Source organism: Pseudomonas sp. WS 5412 (genome assembly GCF_012985615.1).
Taxonomy (GTDB): domain Bacteria; phylum Pseudomonadota; class Gammaproteobacteria; order Pseudomonadales; family Pseudomonadaceae; genus Aquipseudomonas; species Aquipseudomonas shahriarae.
On sequence record NZ_JAARMB010000017.1, the window covers coordinates 20,131 to 41,008 of the forward strand.

General features: G+C 58.5%; 18 protein-coding genes. 8 read left to right on the plus strand and 10 right to left on the minus strand.

Going from position 1 to position 20,878, the window contains the following annotated elements; genetic code table 11:
• Positions 1 to 45: 45 nt before the first annotated feature.
• From yidC to rpmH, 4 genes are read right to left on the minus strand one after another with little or no spacing between them, the layout of a single operon-like run.
• A complete protein-coding gene (yidC, locus tag HBR94_RS20485; RefSeq protein WP_057439292.1) occupies positions 46 to 1,728 on the minus strand; it encodes a membrane protein insertase YidC in 1,683 nt (560 codons plus the stop codon).
• A 2-nt stretch (positions 1,729 to 1,730) separates the two neighbouring features.
• The gene (gene yidD / locus HBR94_RS20490; protein WP_010465488.1) at positions 1,731 to 1,976 is read right to left on the minus strand and encodes a membrane protein insertion efficiency factor YidD; all 246 of its coding nucleotides are present in this window, start codon (positions 1,974 to 1,976) and stop codon (positions 1,731 to 1,733) included.
• Positions 1,969 to 2,373 carry a ribonuclease P protein component gene (gene rnpA / locus HBR94_RS20495; RefSeq protein ID WP_029290189.1) on the minus strand — a complete coding sequence of 135 codons (405 nt, stop codon included), beginning with the start codon at positions 2,371 to 2,373 and terminating at the stop codon, positions 1,969 to 1,971. Before rnpA ends, yidD begins: the two co-directional genes overlap by 8 nt.
• 16 nt (positions 2,374 to 2,389) lie before the next feature.
• Entirely contained in the window at positions 2,390 to 2,524 is a 135-nt protein-coding gene (gene rpmH / locus HBR94_RS20500; RefSeq protein ID WP_003213577.1) for a 50S ribosomal protein L34, read from the minus strand.
• Positions 2,525 to 3,109: 585 nt separating this feature from the next.
• Here rpmH and dnaA point away from each other — a divergent pair.
• The 4 genes from dnaA to gyrB are packed head-to-tail and all read left to right on the plus strand — an operon-like array spanning position 3,110 to position 9,319.
• Positions 3,110 to 4,630 (plus strand): chromosomal replication initiator protein DnaA, encoded by a 1,521-nt coding sequence (gene dnaA / locus HBR94_RS20505; protein WP_120734385.1) that lies wholly within the window; start codon positions 3,110 to 3,112, stop codon positions 4,628 to 4,630.
• Between the two features lie 39 nt (positions 4,631 to 4,669).
• Entirely contained in the window at positions 4,670 to 5,773 is a 1,104-nt protein-coding gene (gene dnaN, locus HBR94_RS20510) for a DNA polymerase III subunit beta (protein WP_057439291.1), read from the plus strand.
• Positions 5,774 to 5,793: 20 nt separating this feature from the next.
• The gene (gene recF, locus HBR94_RS20515) at positions 5,794 to 6,897 is read left to right on the plus strand and encodes a DNA replication/repair protein RecF (protein WP_029290195.1); all 1,104 of its coding nucleotides are present in this window, start codon (positions 5,794 to 5,796) and stop codon (positions 6,895 to 6,897) included.
• Positions 6,898 to 6,901: 4 nt separating this feature from the next.
• Positions 6,902 to 9,319 carry a DNA topoisomerase (ATP-hydrolyzing) subunit B gene (gyrB, locus tag HBR94_RS20520; protein WP_057957871.1) on the plus strand — a complete coding sequence of 806 codons (2,418 nt, stop codon included), beginning with the start codon at positions 6,902 to 6,904 and terminating at the stop codon, positions 9,317 to 9,319.
• Positions 9,320 to 9,418: 99 nt separating this feature from the next.
• Here gyrB and HBR94_RS20525 read toward each other — a convergent pair whose 3' ends face one another.
• A complete protein-coding gene (locus HBR94_RS20525) occupies positions 9,419 to 10,138 on the minus strand; it encodes a response regulator transcription factor (protein WP_057439289.1) in 720 nt (239 codons plus the stop codon).
• 857 nt (positions 10,139 to 10,995) lie between these two features.
• On the opposite strand from HBR94_RS20525, the gene HBR94_RS20530 reads away from it, so the two are divergent.
• On the plus strand, positions 10,996 to 11,985 hold the full coding sequence (locus tag HBR94_RS20530; protein ID WP_057439287.1) for a FecR domain-containing protein: 990 nt from the start codon (positions 10,996 to 10,998) through the stop codon (positions 11,983 to 11,985).
• 6 nt (positions 11,986 to 11,991) lie between these two features.
• Positions 11,992 to 14,310, plus strand: coding sequence for a CHASE2 domain-containing protein (locus HBR94_RS20535; protein WP_057957874.1), 2,319 nt, complete (start codon positions 11,992 to 11,994; stop codon positions 14,308 to 14,310).
• Positions 14,311 to 14,465: 155 nt separating this feature from the next.
• Here HBR94_RS20535 and HBR94_RS20540 read toward each other — a convergent pair whose 3' ends face one another.
• The 4 genes from HBR94_RS20540 to glyQ form a co-directional block, all read right to left on the minus strand.
• Complete coding sequence (locus HBR94_RS20540) at positions 14,466 to 15,236, minus strand: lysophospholipid acyltransferase family protein (protein ID WP_057957875.1); 771 nt, start codon at positions 15,234 to 15,236, stop codon at positions 14,466 to 14,468.
• An 82-nt stretch (positions 15,237 to 15,318) separates the two neighbouring features.
• The gene (gene gmhB, locus HBR94_RS20545; RefSeq protein ID WP_169960480.1) at positions 15,319 to 15,858 is read right to left on the minus strand and encodes a D-glycero-beta-D-manno-heptose 1,7-bisphosphate 7-phosphatase; all 540 of its coding nucleotides are present in this window, start codon (positions 15,856 to 15,858) and stop codon (positions 15,319 to 15,321) included.
• Positions 15,858 to 17,912, minus strand: coding sequence for a glycine--tRNA ligase subunit beta (gene glyS, locus HBR94_RS20550; RefSeq protein ID WP_170045459.1), 2,055 nt, complete (start codon positions 17,910 to 17,912; stop codon positions 15,858 to 15,860). Before glyS ends, gmhB begins: the two co-directional genes overlap by 1 nt.
• A complete protein-coding gene (glyQ, locus tag HBR94_RS20555) occupies positions 17,909 to 18,862 on the minus strand; it encodes a glycine--tRNA ligase subunit alpha (RefSeq protein ID WP_003213601.1) in 954 nt (317 codons plus the stop codon). The genes glyS and glyQ overlap by 4 nt, the downstream gene beginning before the upstream one ends.
• 81 nt (positions 18,863 to 18,943) lie before the next feature.
• Between glyQ and tag the strand changes: the two genes are divergently transcribed.
• Together tag and HBR94_RS20565 are read left to right on the plus strand one after the other, a co-directional pair.
• The gene (gene tag / locus HBR94_RS20560) at positions 18,944 to 19,501 is read left to right on the plus strand and encodes a DNA-3-methyladenine glycosylase I (protein ID WP_057439285.1); all 558 of its coding nucleotides are present in this window, start codon (positions 18,944 to 18,946) and stop codon (positions 19,499 to 19,501) included.
• A 40-nt stretch (positions 19,502 to 19,541) separates the two neighbouring features.
• Positions 19,542 to 20,429 carry a lysophospholipid acyltransferase gene (locus HBR94_RS20565; protein WP_057439284.1) on the plus strand — a complete coding sequence of 296 codons (888 nt, stop codon included), beginning with the start codon at positions 19,542 to 19,544 and terminating at the stop codon, positions 20,427 to 20,429.
• 136 nt (positions 20,430 to 20,565) lie between these two features.
• Here the strand turns inward: HBR94_RS20565 and HBR94_RS20570 are convergent, their stop codons facing one another.
• Positions 20,566 to 20,877: a hypothetical protein gene (locus tag HBR94_RS20570; RefSeq protein ID WP_057439283.1), complete on the minus strand. Its 312-nt coding sequence runs from the start codon at positions 20,875 to 20,877 to the stop codon at positions 20,566 to 20,568.
• Position 20,878 lies beyond the last annotated feature (1 nt).

A 20,878-nucleotide genomic window follows, 5' to 3' on the forward strand; every position in this document is an offset into this window, starting at 1 on the left:
AACGCCCCACGAGGGGGCGTCTTGAGTGGTTATCCACAGAGTAAGTTACGCCTCGGCTTTTTTGGCAGCCGCTTCGATCTTACGTGTGATGTACCACTGTTGAGAGATCGACAACACGTTGTTGACCACCCAGTACAGAACCAGACCAGCCGGGAACCACAGGAAGAAGAAGGTGAAGATGATTGGCATCATTTTCATCACCTTGGCCTGCATCGGATCCGGAGGTGTTGGGTTCAGACGCTGCTGGATGAACATGGTGGCGCCCATGATGATCGGCAGGATAAAGAACGGGTCTTTGATCGACAAGTCAGTTATCCACAGCATGAACGGCGCCTGGCGCATTTCCACGCTTTCCAGGAGTACCCAGTACAGCGACAGGAACACCGGCATCTGCACCAGAATCGGCAAGCATCCACCCAGCGGGTTGATCTTCTCTTTCTTGTACAGCTCCATCATGGCTTGCGACATTTTCTGCCGGTCATCGCCATGTTGCTCTTTCAACGCAGCCAGTTTCGGTGCAACGGCACGCATACGGGCCATCGATTTGTAGCTGGCGGCCGACAGCGGGAAGAAAATCCCCTTGATCAGCATGGTCAGGAAGATGATCGACCAGCCCCAGTTACCGACGATGCTGTGGATATGTTGCAGCAACCAGAAGATTGGCTGGGCAATGAACCACAGGATGCCGTAATCCACAGTCAGTTCCAGACCTGGGGATAACTCCTTGAGGACGGCCTGGCTTTTCGGGCCGGCATACAAGGTGGCGCTGGTTTCAGCCTTGGCACCTGGCGCAACGGTCAACGCCGGGCCAGTGAAACCAATGATGTAGTTACCCTGGTTGTCCTTGCGGGTCTGGACCAGGTTGGCTTCGCCCCTGTTCGGGATCCACGCGGTTACAAAGTAGTGTTGCAGCCAGGCTACCCAACCACCTTGTACTGTTTCTTTCAGCGCGCCCTTGTCGATGTCTTTCATCGACACTTTTTTGTACGGCTCGTTACTTGTCCACAGGGCGGCGCCCAGGTAAGTCGCGGTGCCGGTGGCAGTGCTGGAAGACGGATCGGAGCTGCCATCACGCTTGAGCTGGGCAAACAGGTTGCCTGTCCAGGCCTTTTCGCTGGTGTTGTCGATCAGGTAAGTGACTTTCAGATCGTACAAACCGCGCGTGAAGCTGAAGCGCTTGATGTAATTGACGCCGTCGTGACTGAATTTCAGGTCGACGTTCAACTGGTTTTGGCCATCAGCCAGTTGATAAGTCTTCTGTTCGGTCGAATAAACCGGACGACCGGTAGCACGAGCATCAGGACCATCAGTGCCAGTCAGGCCGCTTTGTGCCAGATAAACACGCTCGCCACCATTGTCGAACAACTGGAAAGGAACATCCGGATGGTCTTGGCGACGTGGGTACAGTGGCAATTTCAGCTGGGCGATATCGCCACCCTGTGGATCGATCGCCAGGTCCAGTACATCCGTTTTGACGTGGATGAGGTCTTTATTGGTGATGACCGCGTTATCTACAGGGGTGCTGGTATCGGCATTCGCGCTGGGTACATCGGCACTGGCGGAAGCATTGTTACCCAACGGTGCATCTGCAATAGCAGGAGCAGACTGATTGGTAGCAACATTCTGAGTCGGCAGGGCAGCCTGGCCATAGTCCTGGTTCCATTTCAGAACCATAACGTAGGACACGATTGCCAGGGCGACGATCAGGATCGTGCGTTTAATATCCATGATTACTCGGCCATCGAAGAAGAACGGGAGGTAGGGATAGGCGGAACCGGGTCATAACCACCGGGATTCCACGGATGACAGCGACCTAAACGACGAAAGGTCAGCCAGCCACCGCGCAGAAGGCCATGATTTTCTATGGCTTCATACGCGTAGCAGGAACAACTGGGGTAGAAACGACAGTGGCTGGCCATCAGCGGACTAATGGCATAGCGGTAAAACTGGATCGGAACGAGGGCCAGTTTACGCATCAGTGCTGTCTACCCCTACAGTTTCGGGGCTGACTGCTGGAGTCGGCTTGCTGGTGCGAGCCAAACGTTTCCAGAGCTTGCCGAAATGCTGAATCAATTCGGGGTTTTCTACGTCCCCCAAGCCTTTGCGCGCGACGATAACAATATCCCAACCAACCAGAGTGTCCTGGTGGAGGCGAAACGATTCGCGCATCAGACGCTTGAGGCGATTGCGCTCAACGGAGAGCTTTACGCTCTTCTTGCCGATCACCAACCCGAGACGGGGGTGATCCAGATCGTTGTTACGCGCAAGGAGCAGGAGATTTTTCCCCGGAACCTTGCCGGTGGGGGAGTCAAAGACTGCCTTGAAGTGCCGGGGGGTTAGCAGACGCTTTTCCCGACTGAAGTCCTGACTCACCACCAGTACCGGATTATCAAACTGCCAGACGCGCACGACCTTTGGCGCGGCGACGCGACAGGACAGCACGGCCGTTCTTGGTAGCCATGCGAGCACGGAAACCGTGGGTACGGGCGCGTTTGATGGTGCTTGGTTGGAAAGTACGTTTCATGGCGTGTTACCTGGTTCGTCCACAACGGGCCGGAATGGCCCCCGTTTTAAGAGACCGGGGATTCTAGAGAAAGCAAGCCTCTAGGTCAATTTCCAACCAGCTATTCCTTCAATTAGATATCTGAGGGCATCAAGACCGATTCCGGGCGGTTCGACTTTGACGAGCAATGCCATAGATATAAAAATAAAGAAGGAAGTTATTTAAAGCTTTTCTGTAAAGCTTATAAAAGCTAGGGACGCGATCTTCTGTGGATAACTGACTTGAGGCCATATTCCACGTGCTGTACAGAGAATGACAACACGGGGGAGAAACGGTGCTCTGCCTGTGCTGCGCTGTCGGATAAGCTGTGTGTGGAATGGGTAGTTATCCACAGGCCAGTTACCCACAGACTTTCGCCCCCACTTGTACAACGAGCTTAGGGGCGCTTATCCACAGAGCTTATGCACAGACCATTTGTCGCCTTTTTTACGCTTAAGGCATTGATTCTTGGCGGCCTCTGAGCAAGCTACATGTGGATAAGTGGACCGCTCGCCGCTACAATGGCGGCTGTTTTTGCCTCACCGGCTTTCAACTTAGGGGATATCCGTGTCAGTGGAACTTTGGCAGCAGTGCGTGGAGCTTTTGCGCGATGAGCTGCCTGCCCAGCAATTCAACACCTGGATCCGTCCACTACAGGTCGAAGCCGAAGGCGACGAGTTGCGTGTCTACGCACCCAATCGTTTTGTTCTCGACTGGGTCAACGAGAAGTACCTGAGCCGCGTTCTCGAGTTGTTCGACGAACACGGCAACGGGATGGCTCCAGCACTCTCCTTACTAATAGGCAGCAAACGCAGCTCCGCCCCTCGCGCCGCGCCTAATGCGCCGCTGGCCGCCGCTGCATCGCACGCCCAGGCCGCTGCGGCGCCGGTTAACCACGCCCCCGCCCCCGCTGCGCCCGCCCCGAGCAAATCCGTGGCGCAAAAAAATGCGCCAGTGAGTGAAGAGCCGTCCCGAGACAGCTTTGACCCGATGGCGGGAGCCAGCTCGCAGCAGGCGCCGGTACGCGCCGAACAGCGTACGGTCCAGGTCGAAGGCGCGCTCAAGCACACCAGCTACCTGAACCGCACCTTTACCTTTGAAAACTTCGTCGAAGGTAAATCCAACCAGCTGGCCCGCGCTGCGGCCTGGCAGGTGGCCGACAATCCCAAGCACGGTTACAACCCGCTCTTCCTTTATGGCGGCGTTGGCTTGGGTAAGACGCACTTGATGCACGCTGTGGGTAACCACCTATTAAAGAAGAACCCGAATGCCAAGGTCGTGTACCTGCACTCGGAGCGCTTCGTGGCCGACATGGTCAAGGCGTTGCAACTCAATGCAATCAACGAATTCAAACGCTTCTACCGCTCCGTCGACGCACTGCTGATTGATGACATTCAATTCTTCGCGCGCAAGGAACGTTCCCAGGAAGAGTTTTTCCACACGTTCAACGCCCTGCTTGAAGGTGGCCAGCAGGTCATCCTCACCAGTGACCGGTACCCGAAGGAAATCGAAGGTCTGGAAGAGCGCCTCAAATCGCGCTTCGGCTGGGGCCTGACCGTTGCGGTAGAGCCGCCGGAACTGGAAACCCGGGTCGCGATCCTGATGAAGAAAGCCGATCAGGCGAAAGTCGATCTGCCTCACGACGCGGCGTTCTTCATTGCCCAGCGCATTCGCTCCAACGTGCGTGAGCTCGAAGGCGCGCTCAAGCGGGTCATCGCTCACTCGCACTTCATGGGCCGCGACATCACCATCGAGTTGATTCGCGAATCCCTGAAAGACTTGTTGGCGCTACAAGACAAGCTGGTCAGTGTGGATAACATTCAACGCACGGTGGCCGAGTACTACAAGATCAAGATTTCCGACCTGCTGTCCAAGCGCCGCTCGCGTTCGGTAGCGCGTCCCCGTCAGGTGGCCATGGCGCTCTCCAAGGAGCTGACCAACCACAGCCTGCCGGAAATTGGCGATGTGTTTGGTGGTCGCGACCACACCACGGTCTTGCACGCGTGCCGCAAGATCAACGAACTTAAGGAATCCGACGCGGATATTCGCGAGGACTACAAGAACCTGCTGCGTACACTGACAACGTGATGAACACCAGCGCAGCTTATTAAGGCAAGGGACTAGACCATGCATTTCACCATTCAACGCGAAGCCCTGTTGAAACCCCTGCAACTGGTCGCAGGCGTCGTCGAGCGCCGACAGACCTTGCCGGTACTTTCCAACGTATTGTTGGTTGTCGAAGGCCAGCAGCTGTCGTTGACCGGTACCGACCTGGAAGTCGAACTGGTTGGTCGTGTACAGCTAGAAGAACCCGCCGAGCCCGGTGAGATCACCGTGCCTGCGCGCAAGCTGATGGATATCTGCAAAAGCTTGCCCAACGACGCGCTGATCGACATCAAGGTCGATGAGCAGAAGTTGGTGGTCAAGGCCGGCCGCAGTCGTTTCACCCTGTCGACCTTGCCGGCCAATGACTTCCCGACGGTGGAAGAAGGTCCAGGTTCGCTGACCTGCAGCCTGGAGCAAAGCCGCCTGCGCCGTTTGATCGAGCGCACCAGCTTCGCCATGGCCCAGCAGGACGTGCGTTACTACCTCAACGGCATGCTGCTGGAAGTCTCCGAAGGCATCATCCGTGCTGTGGCCACCGACGGTCACCGCCTGGCAATGTGTTCGATGAAGGCCGATATCGGCCAGCCGGACCGCCACCAGGTGATTGTGCCGCGCAAAGGTATCCTCGAACTGGCGCGCCTGCTCACCGAGCCGGACGGTAACGTCAGCATCGTCCTGGGCCAGCACCATATCCGTGCCACCACGGGCGAGTTCACCTTCACCTCCAAACTGGTAGACGGCAAGTTCCCGGACTACGAGCGCGTGTTGCCCAAGGGTGGCGACAAGCTGGTGATCGGTGATCGCCAGGCGCTGCGTGAAGCGTTCAGCCGTACAGCGATTCTTTCCAACGAGAAGTACCGGGGTATTCGCCTGCAATTGGCCAACGGCCAGCTGAAAATCCAGGCCAACAACCCGGAGCAGGAAGAAGCGGAAGAAGAAGTGGGCGTCGACTACAACGGCGGTTCCCTGGAAATCGGCTTCAACGTGAGCTACCTGCTGGACGTGCTGGGTGTGATGACCACCGAGCAGGTGCGTCTGATCCTGTCGGACTCTAACAGCAGCGCCCTGGTGCAAGAATCCGATAACGACGACTCGGCTTACGTTGTTATGCCGATGCGCCTGTAATCATGCTCAGCAGAAGCTAGATGTCCCTCAGTCGCGTCTCGGTCACCGCGGTGCGCAATCTGCACCCGGTGACCTTCTCCCCCTCCCCCCGCATCAATATCCTCCATGGCGCCAACGGCAGTGGCAAAACCAGCGTGCTGGAAGCCATTCACTTGCTGGGGCTGGCTCGTTCCTTTCGCAGCGCCCGCCTGTTACCCGTGATTCAGTACGAACAATTGGCGTGCACCGTGTTTGGCCAGGTTGAACTGGCGCAAGGCGGGCATAGCAGCCTGGGGATATCCCGTGATCGTCAAGGGGAGTTCCAGATCCGTATAGATGGGCAGAATGCGCGCAGTGCCGCACAACTGGCGGAAATCTTGCCCCTGCAATTGATCAACCCTGACAGCTTCCGCTTGTTGGAAGGTGCACCAAAAATCCGCCGGCAGTTCCTCGATTGGGGAGTGTTCCACGTGGAACCGCGGTTCATGGCCACGTGGCAGCGCCTGCAGAAGGCCCTGCGGCAGCGGAACTCATGGCTGCGGCATGGTACACTTGACGCCGCTTCGCAAGCGGCCTGGGACCGTGAACTGTGCCTGGCCAGCGACGAAATAGATGAATACCGCCGCACTTATATCAAAGCCTTGAAACCAGTCTTTGAACAGACCTTGAGTGAGTTGTTGGAACTCGAGGGCCTGACGCTGAGTTACTACCGTGGTTGGGACAAAGAGCGTGACTTGAGTGCAGTACTCGCCACCTCTTTGCAACGGGATCAGCAAATTGGCCACACCCAGGCAGGACCACAACGGGCTGATTTGCGCCTTAGGTTAGGCGCACATAATGCCGCGGATATCTTGTCCCGTGGCCAGCAGAAGTTGGTGGTGTGCGCGCTGCGTATCGCTCAGGGGCACTTGGTTAGCCAGGCCCGGCGCGGTCAGTGTATTTATCTGGTGGATGACTTGCCGTCCGAATTGGATGAGCAACACCGCCGCGCGCTATGCCGCTTGTTGGAAGACTTACGCTGCCAGGTATTTATTACCTGTGTAGACCACGAATTATTGAGGGAAGGCTGGCAGACGGAAACGCCAGTCGCTTTGTTCCACGTGGAACAAGGCCGTATCACCCAGACCCACGACCATCGGGAGTGAAGGCATGAGCGAAGAAAACACGTACGACTCGACCAGCATTAAAGTGCTGAAAGGTTTGGATGCCGTACGCAAACGTCCCGGTATGTACATTGGCGACACCGATGATGGTAGCGGTCTGCACCACATGGTGTTCGAAGTGGTCGACAACTCCATCGACGAAGCGCTCGCCGGTCATTGCGACGACATCAGTATCATCATCCATCCGGATGAATCCATCACCGTACGCGACAACGGTCGCGGCATTCCGGTAGATGTGCATAAAGAAGAAGGCGTATCGGCAGCAGAGGTCATCATGACCGTGCTGCACGCCGGCGGTAAGTTTGACGACAACTCCTATAAAGTCTCCGGCGGTTTGCACGGTGTAGGTGTGTCGGTGGTAAACGCCCTATCGGAAGAACTGATCCTCACCGTTCGCCGCAGCGGCAAGATCTGGGAACAGACCTACGTGCATGGCGTGCCTCAGGCACCGATGGCAATCGTCGGTGATAGCGAAACCACCGGTACCCAGATTCACTTCAAGCCCTCGGCTGACACGTTCAAAAATATCCACTTCAGCTGGGACATCCTGGCCAAGCGAATTCGTGAACTGTCCTTCCTCAACTCCGGTGTGGGTATCGTCCTCAAGGATGAGCGCAGCGGCAAGGAAGAGCTGTTCAAGTACGAAGGTGGCCTGCGTGCGTTCGTTGAATACCTGAACACCAACAAGACTGCGGTCAACCAGGTGTTCCACTTCAACATCCAGCGTGAAGACGGCATCGGCGTGGAAATCGCCCTGCAGTGGAACGACAGCTTCAACGAGAACCTGTTGTGCTTCACCAACAACATTCCTCAGCGCGATGGCGGTACTCACCTGGTGGGTTTCCGTTCCGCACTGACGCGTAACCTGAACACCTACATCGAAGCTGAAGGCTTGGCGAAGAAGCACAAAGTCGCCACCACCGGTGACGATGCCCGTGAAGGCCTGACCGCGATTATTTCGGTCAAGGTTCCGGATCCGAAGTTCAGCTCCCAGACCAAAGACAAGCTGGTTTCTTCTGAAGTGAAGACCGCCGTCGAACAGGAAATGGGCAAATACTTCTCCGACTTCCTGCTGGAAAACCCCAACGAAGCCAAGCTGGTCGTCGGCAAGATGATCGACGCGGCACGGGCTCGTGAAGCGGCGCGTAAAGCCCGTGAAATGACCCGCCGTAAAGGTGCACTGGATATCGCTGGCCTGCCGGGCAAACTGGCGGACTGCCAGGAGAAGGACCCTGCCCTTTCCGAACTGTACCTGGTGGAAGGTGACTCTGCTGGCGGTTCCGCCAAGCAGGGTCGCAACCGTCGCACCCAGGCCATCCTGCCGTTGAAGGGTAAGATCCTCAACGTTGAGAAAGCCCGTTTCGACAAGATGATTTCCTCTCAGGAAGTCGGCACCTTGATCACCGCCCTGGGCTGTGGCATTGGTCGCGACGAGTACAACATCGACAAGCTGCGCTACCACAACATCATCATCATGACCGATGCTGACGTCGACGGTTCGCACATCCGCACCCTGCTGCTGACCTTCTTCTTCCGTCAGTTGCCGGAGCTGATCGAGCGTGGCTATATCTACATCGCTCAGCCGCCGTTGTACAAAGTGAAAAAGGGCAAGCAAGAGCAATACATCAAAGACGACGACGCCATGGAAGAGTACATGACGCAGTCGGCCCTGGAAGACGCCAGCCTGCACTTGAACGACGAAGCCCCGGGCATCTCCGGTGGGGCGCTGGAGCGCCTGGTAAACGACTTCCGCATGGTGATGAAGACCCTCAAGCGTTTGTCGCGCCTGTACCCTCAGGAGCTGACCGAGCACTTCATCTACCTGCCGGCCGTGAGCCTGGAACAGCTGGGCGATCACGCAGCCATGCAGGATTGGCTGGCCCAGTACGAAGTGCGCCTGCGCACCGTCGAGAAGTCGGGCCTGGTGTACAAAGCCAGCCTGCGTGAAGACCGTGAACGTAATGTCTGGCTGCCAGAGGTCGAACTGATCTCCCACGGTCTGTCGAACTACGTCACCTTCAACCGCGATTTCTTCGGCAGCAATGACTACAAGACTGTGGTTACCCTCGGCGCGCAGTTGAGCACGCTGTTGGACGACGGCGCTTATATTCAGCGTGGCGAACGCAAGAAACAGGTCAAAGAGTTCAAGGAAGCCCTGGACTGGTTGATGGCAGAAAGCACTAAGCGTCACACCATCCAGCGATACAAAGGTCTGGGCGAAATGAACCCGGATCAGCTGTGGGAAACCACCATGGACCCAGCCCAGCGTCGCATGCTGCGTGTGACCATCGAAGACGCCATTGGCGCGGACCAGATCTTCAACACCCTGATGGGTGATGCGGTCGAGCCACGTCGTGACTTCATCGAGAGCAATGCCTTGGCAGTGTCCAACCTGGACTTCTGATAACGCCATTGCGAAACCAAAAAAGGCCAACGTTTAACGTTGGCCTTTTTTATTGCCCAGATTTCGGGCGCTTCCAAAATGCTCCACGTGGAACATCGGCTATGCCGTAGCTGCGGTTACGCTCTCCAACCGGTAGCCATATCCATAGATGGTCAGCAACTGCCAACCCCGCTCTGGCGTAAGCCCCAGCTTGTTCCGCAGCCGATAGATATGGGTATCCAACGGTCGTGAAGACACCATCTCTTCATGGGTCCAGAAGCGTTCGTAGAGGTATTCCCGGGACAGCGGGCGAGCCAGGTTGGCAAACAGACAGCGTGCCAGGCGGTACTCCCGTTCGGTCAGGTTGATGGGACTGCCGGCGCGGGTGACGGTCAGTTCGGCATCGTCGAAGGTCAGGTCATTGAAGATCAACACTTCAGTGGCCGCAGATTTCTGCAGGCCGTGACGACGCAACACTGCACTCACCCGTGCTTTCAGTTCGTTCGGCCGAAATGGCTTACTGACATAGTCATCTGCGCCACTGTTCAACGCCTGGACGATATCGCTCTCGGCATCGCGGCTGGTGAGCATGATCACGGGAGGCGGCGCTTCCATGTGTTCACGGGTCCAGCGCAGGATGGCGATACCACTCAGGTCCGGCAGTTGCCAATCGAGCACCAAGAGGTCGAAGGTTTCCCGACGCAACTGGCGCAGCAGGTCTTCGCCGCGCTCGAAGCAATGCAGCGTCCATGGCTGCTCCGAGGCACTTGGGATTTGTCGCAGTGTCTGTTCCACCCGCCGCAATTCGGCAGGTTCGTCATCCAGTATCGCGACACGCATGGCAGGGTCCTTTCTTCTTGAAGAGTATTGCAACGGTTGAGGAGAGCGTACTGGTTCACCATTGAATCTGAACAATTATGGCCAGTTTCTCATGCCCCTCGCATCTCTCGGTACGCTGATATCAGATAGCCCTAAGGCCGTTAAACATCGTGTACCCAGCTGGAAAGATACCGGCTCAAGCCCCTCAGGAAAAGGATCAATGGCAATCAGGTTTTATGCACTGTCGGGACACGTGAGTCTCGTGCAGAAGGTCAGAGTGTGGGGAAAGATGTTGATACTGGTTGCGGCAACGGGTTTTGGGACGGAAATGGTAGATGCGTGCAGTCCGGCACAGTCTGCGCCACTTGACGAAATTTCAGTGTACGCCGAGCCCGTAGACGGTCTTGGTTACGCGGGGCTCAGAGAGGTGGACGCCCCTCAGGCTTTTCAACACGGAAGTGTGCTCGACCAGGACCAACGTTGGATCTTCTGAATCTGAACAAATATTGCGCTACCGCCCTATGCACCACTCTTGTAGGTAAATTCTCTTTCGCTGAGTGACACACAGGGAGGGCGTGCGCGGGAAGCGCGCTCGATACAGGGACGTATTATCTGTAGACCGTGGTTCGCTACGGGCTGCTGTCGGAGGGATGTGAGGGACAGTATTTCTTCGATGTACATCCGGTTCGGCATCGTCGATCCGGCAGACACAGGGATGTGTCACCCTTCCTATTGCCTCATCCCTTCTACTACGGCTTTTCTACTACGGCTTTCGAGTTCGATGCGTCATCGGGTATCGTAGGCAAGCTTCAAGGTCCTGCCGCCGCAAGACGCTTTCTGAACGTACAGTCTGACGGACTTTTAGAACTAGAACCTTGATGAGTGCCATGACCCTCTTTCCTCGCCACTATTCCCTTTCTTCCCTGCTGGGCTCAAGCCTGGCCCTGGCGCTGGTTATCAACAGCCCGCAAATTCTGGCCAAGCCTGCACCTGTGCGTGCGCCCTACATTGATGACAACCTGATGTGCCGGGCACAACCGCTGCCGGCAGTGGTCCAGCACCTCAACGGTGAAGCCTGGAAGCTGGATGCCAAGGGCCGCCCCAGTGTGCTGGAAGAAGGCATGCTGATTGATGAACAGGAAAGCGTAAAAACCTCGCCGTCGGCGTTTGTCAGCCTGTTGCTGGGCGATGGTTCGCGGATTGTCCTGCCTTCCAGCTCGGAGGTGCGTTTGCACCTGGTGGAAGAACAGGCGATTCCCCAGGTGATCCTGCAACAAGGCCAGGTCGAGGCCTACGTGCTCAAGCGTACCAGCGACTATGACCGTTTTCAGATCGTGACACCCGTCGGCGTGCTCGGCGTGCGCGGCACGCATTTTCGTGTGCGTAACGACGATCAGCAATCGGTTGTAGAGGTGCTCAACGGCCAAGTGGCCGCCAGCCGCACCGAGCCGCTGCCCGTGGGCCGACAGGCCAAGAAAAAACCGCAGACGGGCCCGATTGAAGGTGAACTGAAGGTCGGTGCCCGACAAGGGGTTTTGCTCAAGCAGCAGGGCGAGTTGAAGACCATCGACCTATTGCCCGCCCCGCGTCTGATGGGCCAGGACGGCCAGAAAGGCGATGCGCCGGTCTGGACATTGTTCCTGCACCCGCAACCGGGTGCCCAGCGCTACCGTGCGCAAGTGGCCACCGATAAAACGTTCATGAATATCAAGCAGGAAAACTTCTCCAGTGAACCGCGCTTGAGCTTCACTGGACTCAAGGCCTCGTTTTATCACGTGCGCGTGTCGGCCTTTGATGAACAAGGACTGGAAGGAGAGGCAGGCGTTTATGACATCTTCTATTACCCCCCTGCCACCCGTGTGCAGTAGTACGCGGTGAAGTGGTGGCGCCGGGCTGAACAACGTCAGCCGACCCAGGCCCAACGCCTGTTCAACGGGTTGGTCCGGGAATGGCTGTGGATCAGCCTGCTGCTGCTACCAATGACGGCCCTGCTGTCCCTGAGTCCTGGGCTTTCCTTCAATAACCCGCTGTATGACAGCCTGCGGCGTCTGACGCCGTTGCCGGTGGACTCACGCATTCTGCTGGTGACCATTGATGACATGAGTCTCAAGGCGCTTGGCCAATGGCCGTGGTCGCGCCACCTGCATGCTGACCTGATTGACCGACTGAGTGCCGCCAAACCCGCCGGGATCCTGCTCGATGTGATCTTCAGCGAACCTGCGCGCGAGCCTGCCAATGATCAACGCCTGGCCCAGGCCATCTGCAATGCCGGCAATGTCCTGCTGCCGTTGATTCGCGAAGGCACGCCGCGCCTGGGGCAACCCCTCACGCAAATCCTCCCCGTGCAGCCCCTGCGTGATTGTGCCAGGGGGGTCGGCCATATCAACGTGGAAGCTGATAGCGACGGCATTGTGCGCAGCCTTTACTTGCGTGAGGGGCCGCCGGGGCAATTGGTCCCGCAGTTGGCGTGGCTGGCCTTCGAGCTGACTGGCCAGCCTGCGGATATGCCGGGGCTGTCAGTATCTTCTGATGCAACCGATTGGCAGCGGGACAACGCCATCCGCATTCCGTTTATCGCCGCCGACCATGGCTTTCCCAGCGTGCCGTACGTCAGCGTTCTGCGTGGCGAGGTCCCGGCTCAATTGCTGCGTGATCGGATCATCCTGGTGGGAGCGACCGCGCCGGGCATGGGCGATCGCTATGTGACGCCGCTTTCGGCCAGTGTCGGCACCACACCGGGCGTCGAGATCCAGGCCAATATCCTCAACGGGCTGCTGCAGGATCGCAGCATTACCGTCTTGCCTGGCTGGTTGGCCACCCTGCTGTCCACCTCGTGGGTGGCCTTACTGTTGGGCCTGCTGTTGTTGCGCCCGCGTTATGCCCTGTGGCTGACCCTGGGCTGCATGGGAGGTGCCCTCCTCGCTTCCTGGGGCATGTTGCGCCTGGGGCTCTGGTGGTCGCCAGCGGCCACGCTGATCGGCATGCTGCTGGGCTATCTGGTCTGGAACTGGCGCCGCCTGAGCGTAATCCTTGCCTACTTCGGCTGGGAACTGGCGCGCCTCGACAGCGAGCCCAAGGTGCTGCCGGAACGTCGTCGTGCCGCCGTCAGCAAGGGGGACGTGTTGCAGGGTCGTATCGTGGCCCTGGAGCAAGCCGTCAGCCGTACCCGCGATACCCGGCGTTTTATGGCCGATGGCCTGGAATGCCTGCCCGTGGCTACGCTGATTACCGATCCCGCAGGGGAGATCCTGCTGGCCAATCGGATCGCCCGTGATGTGTTTGGCAACGAGCTGATTGCCGAGAACCTGCTGGAGCAATTGACGGCATTGGGCTATCCACCGCTGCAGGGGCAGGTACGCCCGCCGCTGTCGGCCCTGGAAATTGTCGAGTTCCGCGATATTCAGCAACGCAGCCTGCGCCTGGAACTGGCCCCGCTGTTACCCGCTGACGGTGATGTGGCGCTGGGTTGGCTGTTGAGCCTGACCGACCTGAGTATCGAACGCGACGCCCAGCAGCAGCGCGAAACCCTGCTGCGGTTTCTCTCCCACGACTTGCGTGCACCCCATTCGGCAATCCTCGCGTTGCTGGATGTGCAGCGTCATGAAGCCTCAGACGTTGCGCTGGTATTTACCCAGATCGAACAGCAAGTGCGACGGGCATTGAATTTGACCGAATCGTTCGTTCAATTGGCCAAGGCCGAGTCCGATGGTTATCAGTTGGAGCCCAGCCTGTTTGCCATGTTGGTGCTCGACGCGTTTGACCAGGTGGTGCTGCTGGCCCAATTGAAAAATATCCAATTGGTTCATGACCTGGACGCGGCCGGTGAGGAAATGGTCCTGGCGGATCAATCGTTACTCACCCGTGCCTTGTTCAACCTGATGGAGAATGCGATCAAGTACAGCCCAGCCGGCACCACGGTGACGGTGCGCCTCGAACGCAACGAGCAATGGCTGACCTGTCACATCCAGGATCAGGGCTCCGGTATCGCGGCCGAGGAGCTTCCTGAACTGTTCAGCCAATACCGGCGGTTTGTTTCGGCTCAGGGCAGCGAAGGGTTGGGGTTGGGACTGAGCATGGTCAAGGCGGTAGTGGACCGCCATGGCGGCCGGATCGACTGTGAGAGTGTGGTCGGTCAAGGCACGGTTTTCAGTCTGCGACTGCCGTTGTGGGAAGAGTCAAACGGCTGTGCATAAAAAACCGGCCACGAGGGCCGGTCTTCAACGGTCGAAAAAACTTATGCACGTTTTTCGGTGTTTTATTAGCTTAAGAAATATGTAATAAAATCATAGGCCTACAAGCTAAAAAACGCACTTTGCCAACAAACCGTACACAGGTTATCCACAGAACGTCAGGTCACCGGCTGGTCTTCTGCAACCGGCACTGGCGGCAGCGAACCCATGGCCCGTTGCTGCGCTTCATTCCAGGCGGCAGCGCGGTCATTGAGTGCCGCGATTGCACGCGGTCCTTCCCCTTCGGCATACATCGGTTCGCCGATCACCACGGTGATGGTGCCTTTACGCTTGGCCCAGCCTTCCTTGGGCCAGAACTTGCCGGCATTGTGAGCAATCGGCAGCACTGGCAGGTTGGCGTTGACCGCCAATGCCGTACCGCCCCGGGAGAACTTGCCTACAGTGCCAAAGGGCACGCGGGTGCCTTCCGGGAAGATCAGTACCCACACCCCATCCTTGAGCAGCTCGTCACCCTTCTTCGCCACATGCTTGAGCGCGGCCTTGGGGTTGTCGCGGTCGATGGCAATCGGTCGCAGCATGGCCATGGCCCAGCCAAAGAACGGTACGAACAGCAACTCACGCTTGAGCACCTGGCTCAGGGGCGAGAAATACGCAGAAAGGAAGAACGTCTCCCAAGTGCTCTGGTGGTTCGACAGGATCACGCAGGGCTGGTCCGGGACATTCTCGGCACCCTTGACCTCGAAACGGATGCCCAGAAACACCTTGCTCAGCCACAACGCACAGCGGCACCAATAGACGTTGATAAAGCGATAGCGCGCCTTGAACGGCAAAAAGGGCGCAATAAAAAAGCTCAGGGTGCACCAGAGAAACGAACTGGTGCCCAGCAGCAGGTAAAAGAAGAAGGTTCTGATGGCCTGCAAAATCGACATGGCAGCATTTACCGTTGCGGGACAACGCCCGCCTGTTAAAAGTGCACTCCCGAACAATCCTTGGTCAGGAAGTCGAGGGCGACTAGTTGTTGATAAGTTCTGCGGCAACCGCCGCCAGATCGTCAAAAATCAAGGTGCCTACCGGCAGGTTTTTCGCCTGGGTCTTGTCGCCTTTCCCGGTCTTTACCAAAACTGGCTGAGAGTCGACGGCTTTGGCCGCCTCCAGGTCACCGAGACTGTCCCCGACGAACCATATCCCAGCCAGGGGCACCTTGTAATGTTCTGAAATGATTTTCAACATGCCAGGCTTGGGTTTGCGGCAATCGCAGCCCTCATCCGGCCCGTGGGGGCAGTACACCACCAGCCCCACCTCACCGCCCTGCTCCGCCACCAACGCGCGCAGGCGCGCATGCATGGCGTCCAGGGTGGCGATGTCGTAGTAGCCGCGGGCAATGCCGGACTGGTTGGTAGCAATGGCTACCGTCCAGCCGGCCTTGCTCAACTGCGCGATGGCCTCGATCGAGCCGGGCAGTGGGATCCACTCCTCCACCGACTTGATGTAGGCGTCGGAGTCGTAGTTGATCACCCCGTCCCGATCGAGAATCAGCAGTTTCAACATGATCAGCTCAGCGTCGAAATGTCAGCGATATTGACGAACAAGCCGCGCAGGCGCGCCAGCATGGCGTAGCGGTTTTTCCGCACGCTGGCATCTTCGGCATTGATCATCACCGCTTCGAAGAACGCATCCACCGGCTCACGCAAGGTAGCCAGGCGCGCCAGTGCTTCGGCGTAGTTGCGCTCGGCGATCAGCGGCTTCACGGCGTTTTCTGCCTTGGCGATAGCCGAGTTCAGCGAGAACTCCTTGGCATCGGCAAACAGGCCAGGGTCGACATCCGCATTGCCCAGGCCTTCGGCCTTGCTCAGCAGGTTCGACACGCGCTTGTTCACGGCAGCCAGGGCGTCGGCTTCCGGCAGCTTGCGGAACGCTTGTACGGCTTGCACACGCTGGTCGAAGTCCAGTGCCGAGCCGGGTTGCAGGGCACGTACCGACAGGTAGACGGAAACGTCCACGCCTTCGTCTTCATAGCGCGCACGCAGGCGGTCGAATACGAACTCCAGCACTTGCTCGGCCAGGCCGGCTTGCTTGACCTTGCTACCAAACTGGCCGACGGCAAATACCACGGCCTGGGTCAGGTCGAGGTCCAACTGCTTGTCGATCAGGATGCGCAGCACGCCCAGGGCCGCACGGCGCAGGGCATACGGGTCTTTGCTGCCGGTCGGCAACATGCCGATGCCGAAGATACCGACCAGGGTGTCCAGCTTGTCAGCGATGGCCACCGCGGCACCGGTCAGGGTGGTCGGCAGATCGGCGCCAGCACCGCGCGGCATGTACTGCTCGTTCAGGGCCAGGGCGACGTCTTCAGGCTCGCCGTCATTGAGCGCGTAGTAGTAACCGGCAACGCCTTGCATTTCCGGGAACTCGCCGACCATCTCGGTAGCCAGGTCGCATTTGCACAGCAGGCCCGCACGTGCCGCCAGGGTAGCGTCGCCGCCAATGCGTGGCGCGATATAGGCCGCCAGCTTGGAAACCCGCACAGCCTTGTCGTATACGCTGCCCAGCTTCTCTTGGAACACCACGTTCTGCAGGCGCAGGTTGAAGTCTTCGAGCTTCTGCTTCTTGTCTTGCTTGAAGAAGAACTCGGCGTCAGTCAGGCGCGGGCGCACGACTTTCTCGTTACCGGCGATGATCTGCTGCGGGTCCTTGCTCTCGATGTTGGCCACGGTGATAAAGCGCGGCAGCAACTTGCCGTCCACATCCAGCAGGCAGAAATACTTCTGGTTGTCCTGCATGGTGGTGATCAGGGCTTCTTGCGGCACATCGAGGAAGCGCTCTTCGAACGAGCACACCAGCGGTACCGGCCATTCAACCAGCGCGGTCACTTCGTCGAGCAGGCTTGGCGGCACGATGGCCGTGCCTTCCTGCAGGCGGGCCAGCTCTTCGGTGCGCTTGCTGATCAGCTCGCGACGCTCGTTGGCATCCGCCAGCACATAGGCTGCACGCAGGTCGTTGAGGTAGTTGGCCGGCGAAGTGATGCGCACGTTTTCCGGGTGGTGGAAGCGGTGGCCACGGGAATCGCGGCCGGCCTTCTGGGCCAGGATAGTGCAGTCGATGACTTGATCACCGAGCAGCATCACCAACCATTGGGTCGGACGTACGAATTCTTCCTTGCGTGCACCCCAGCGCATGCGCTTGGGGATCGGCAGGTCATTGAGGGAATCTTCAACGATGGTCGGCAACAGGCTGGCGGTTGGCTTGCCCTTGATGACCTGGCTGAAACGCAGTTTCGGGCCGCTCTGGTCGATCTCGCTCAGCTCGACGCCACACTTCTTGGCAAAACCAAGGGCTGCCTGGGTCGGGTTGCCTTCGGCATCGAAAGCGGCCTGGCGTGGCGGGCCGTCGAGGTTGATGTTGCGGTCCGGCTGCTGGGTTTCCAGCGCGGTCAGCAATACCGCCAGGCGACGTGGCGCGGCGTAGACCTTCTTGGCTTCAAACTTCAGGCCGGCAGTCTGCAGGCCTTTTTCGATACCGGCCAAAAATGCATCGGCCAGGGTGTTCAGGGCCTTGGGTGGCAGCTCTTCGGTGCCCAGTTCAACCAGGAAATCTTGAGCACTCATTGTGCAGCCTCCAGCTTAGCCAACACTTCATCACGCAGGTCCGGGGTTGCCATCGGGAAGCCCAGCTTGGCGCGAGCCAGCAGGTAGGCTTGGGCGACGGAACGCGCCAGGGTGCGTACACGCAGGATGTATTGCTGGCGCGCGGTTACCGAGATGGCACGGCGGGCGTCCAGCAGGTTGAAGGTGTGGGATGCCTTCAGGACCATTTCGTAGCTCGGCAACGGCAGCGGCTGATCCAGTTCGATCAGGCGCTTGGCTTCGCTTTCGTAGAAGTCGAACAGTTCGAACAGCTTCTCGACGTTGGCGTGTTCGAAGTTGTAGGTCGACTGCTCCACTTCGTTCTGGTGGAACACATCGCCGTAGGTCACTTTGCCGAACGGGCCGTCAGCCCACACCAGGTCGTAGACCGAGTCCACGCCTTGCAGGTACATGGCCAGGCGCTCGAGACCATAAGTGATCTCGCCGGTCACCGGGTAGCACTCGATGCCGCCCGCTTGCTGGAAGTAAGTGAACTGCGTGACTTCCATGCCGTTGAGCCAGACTTCCCAGCCCAGGCCCCAGGCGCCGAGCGTTGGCGACTCCCAGTTGTCTTCGACGAAACGAATGTCGTGGACCAGCGGGTCCAGGCCGACATGTTTCAGCGAGCCCAGGTACAGCTCCTGGAAGTTGTCCGGGTTTGGCTTGAGGACGACCTGGAACTGATAGTAGTGCTGCAGGCGGTTGGGGTTTTCGCCGTAGCGGCCGTCAGTCGGGCGACGACTGGGCTGCACATAAGCGGCGTTCCAGGTTTCCGGGCCGATGGCCCGCAGGAATGTTGCGGTGTGGAAAGTGCCGGCGCCTACTTCCATATCGTAGGGCTGAAGTACCACACAACCTTGCTCGGCCCAGTATTGCTGGAGGGCGAGGATCAAGTCTTGGAAGGTACGCACGGCTGGCGTAGGCTGGCTCACAAAATTCACCTGTTACTTGGGCTGCGATTTAAAGGGCGGGAGTATACCCGATTCGGCCCCGCCACCACTCCCTGGAGCCTTATGCCACGCTGCTTTTGGTGTTCTGAAGATCCGCTGTACATGGCTTATCACGATCAAGAGTGGGGAACGCCGCTGCGCGATGCGCAGGGTTTGTTCGAGTTGCTTTTGCTCGAAGGGTTCCAGGCGGGCCTGTCCTGGATCACCGTTTTACGCAAACGCGAGCATTATCGAAAGGTCTTGTTCGGTTTTGATCCAAAGCGCCTGGCGCAGTTGAGCGATGCCGAGATCGAGCAGTTGATGCTCGACCCAGGCATTGTGCGCAACCGCTTGAAACTCAATGCCACCCGGCGCAATGCCGCGGCCTGGCTGGCGCTGGAGGATCCGGTGGGGTTGCTCTGGTCGTTTGTCGGCGGCGTGCCCAAGGTCAATCATTTCAAGGATCGCAGCCAGGTCCCGGCGATTACGCCAGAGGCCGAAGCCATGAGCAAAGCCCTCAAGAAAGCCGGTTTTACGTTCGTCGGCCCGACCATCTGCTACGCGTTCATGCAGGCCTCAGGCATGGTCATGGACCACACCCAGGACTGCGACCGTTACGCGGACTTGGTCAACGCCGGTTAGAATGGCCGCTTTGCGCACCACACACGATCAGGAGTGACCTGTGGAAAAGTTAAAAGGCGCCTTGCTGGTAGGCGCTCTGCGATTGTTTGCCCTGCTGCCCTGGCGCGCTGTGCAAGCCGTGGGCTCGGCGATTGGCTGGATCATGTGGAAAACCCCCAACCGCTCCCGCGACACGGTGCGGATCAACCTCTCCAAGTGTTTCCCGGACATGGACCCGGCCGAGCGTGAGCGCCTGGTGGGCCAGAGCCTGATGGATATCGGCAAGTCCCTGACCGAAAGCGCCTGCGCCTGGATCTGGCCGGCCCAGCGCTCCATCGACCTGGTGCGCGAAGTCGAAGGCCTGGAAGTGCTGCAGCAAGCCTTGGCCTCGGGTAAAGGCGTGGTCGGCATCACCAGCCACCTGGGCAACTGGGAAGTGTTGAACCACTTCTATTGCAGCCAGTGCAAACCGATCATTTTCTACCGCCCGCCCAAGCTCAAGGCAGTGGATGACCTGCTGCGCAAGCAACGCGTGCAACTGGGCAACCGAGTGGCGGCGTCGACCAAGGAAGGCATCCTCAGCGTGATCAAGGAAGTGCGCAAGGGCGGCCAGGTGGGGATTCCTGCAGATCCGGAGCCGGCGGAATCGGCCGGGATTTTCGTACCGTTCTTCGCCACCCAGGCGCTGACCAGCAAGTTCGTGCCGAACATGCTCGCCGGCCATAAGGCAGTGGGTGTGTTCCTGCATGCCCTGCGGCTGCCGGACGGCTCGGGCTACAAAGTGATCCTGGAAGCGGCGCCGGAAGACATGTACAGCACCGACACGGCCACCTCTTGCGCGGCGATGAGCAAGGTGGTGGAGCGTTATGTCGGCGCCTACCCGAGCCAGTACATGTGGAGCATGAAGCGCTTCAAGAAACGCCCGCCGGGCGAGGCGCGTTGGTACTGATTCGCGACTGACTCAAGGTCGATGCAAAACCAATGTGGGAGCGGGCTTGCTCGCGAATGCGGTGTATCAGCTACACACTCAGTGACTGAGACTCTGCATTCGCGAGCAAGCCCGCTCCCACATTTGTGATCTCCATTCAGGCTTGGCGGTCGAGTTTCTTCAGGAACACCGTCATCTCTTTCTCGGCCTGCTTGTCGCCGTGGGCCTGGGCCGCTGTAATCCCCTGCTCCCATGCCTGGCGTGCTGCGCTTTTATCGCCCAGCGCAGCGTGTGCCTTGCCCAGCAGCTTCCACGCCGCCGAATACTTCGGGTCAAACCCGACGCACCTCTGCAAATGCTCGGCCGCCTTGGCGTTGTCTTTCAGGTCCAGGTAACCCTTGCCCAAGCCAAAGCGCAGCAGCGAGTTATCCACACCCTTGGCGAGCATTTTTTCCAGGGATTCGAGCATG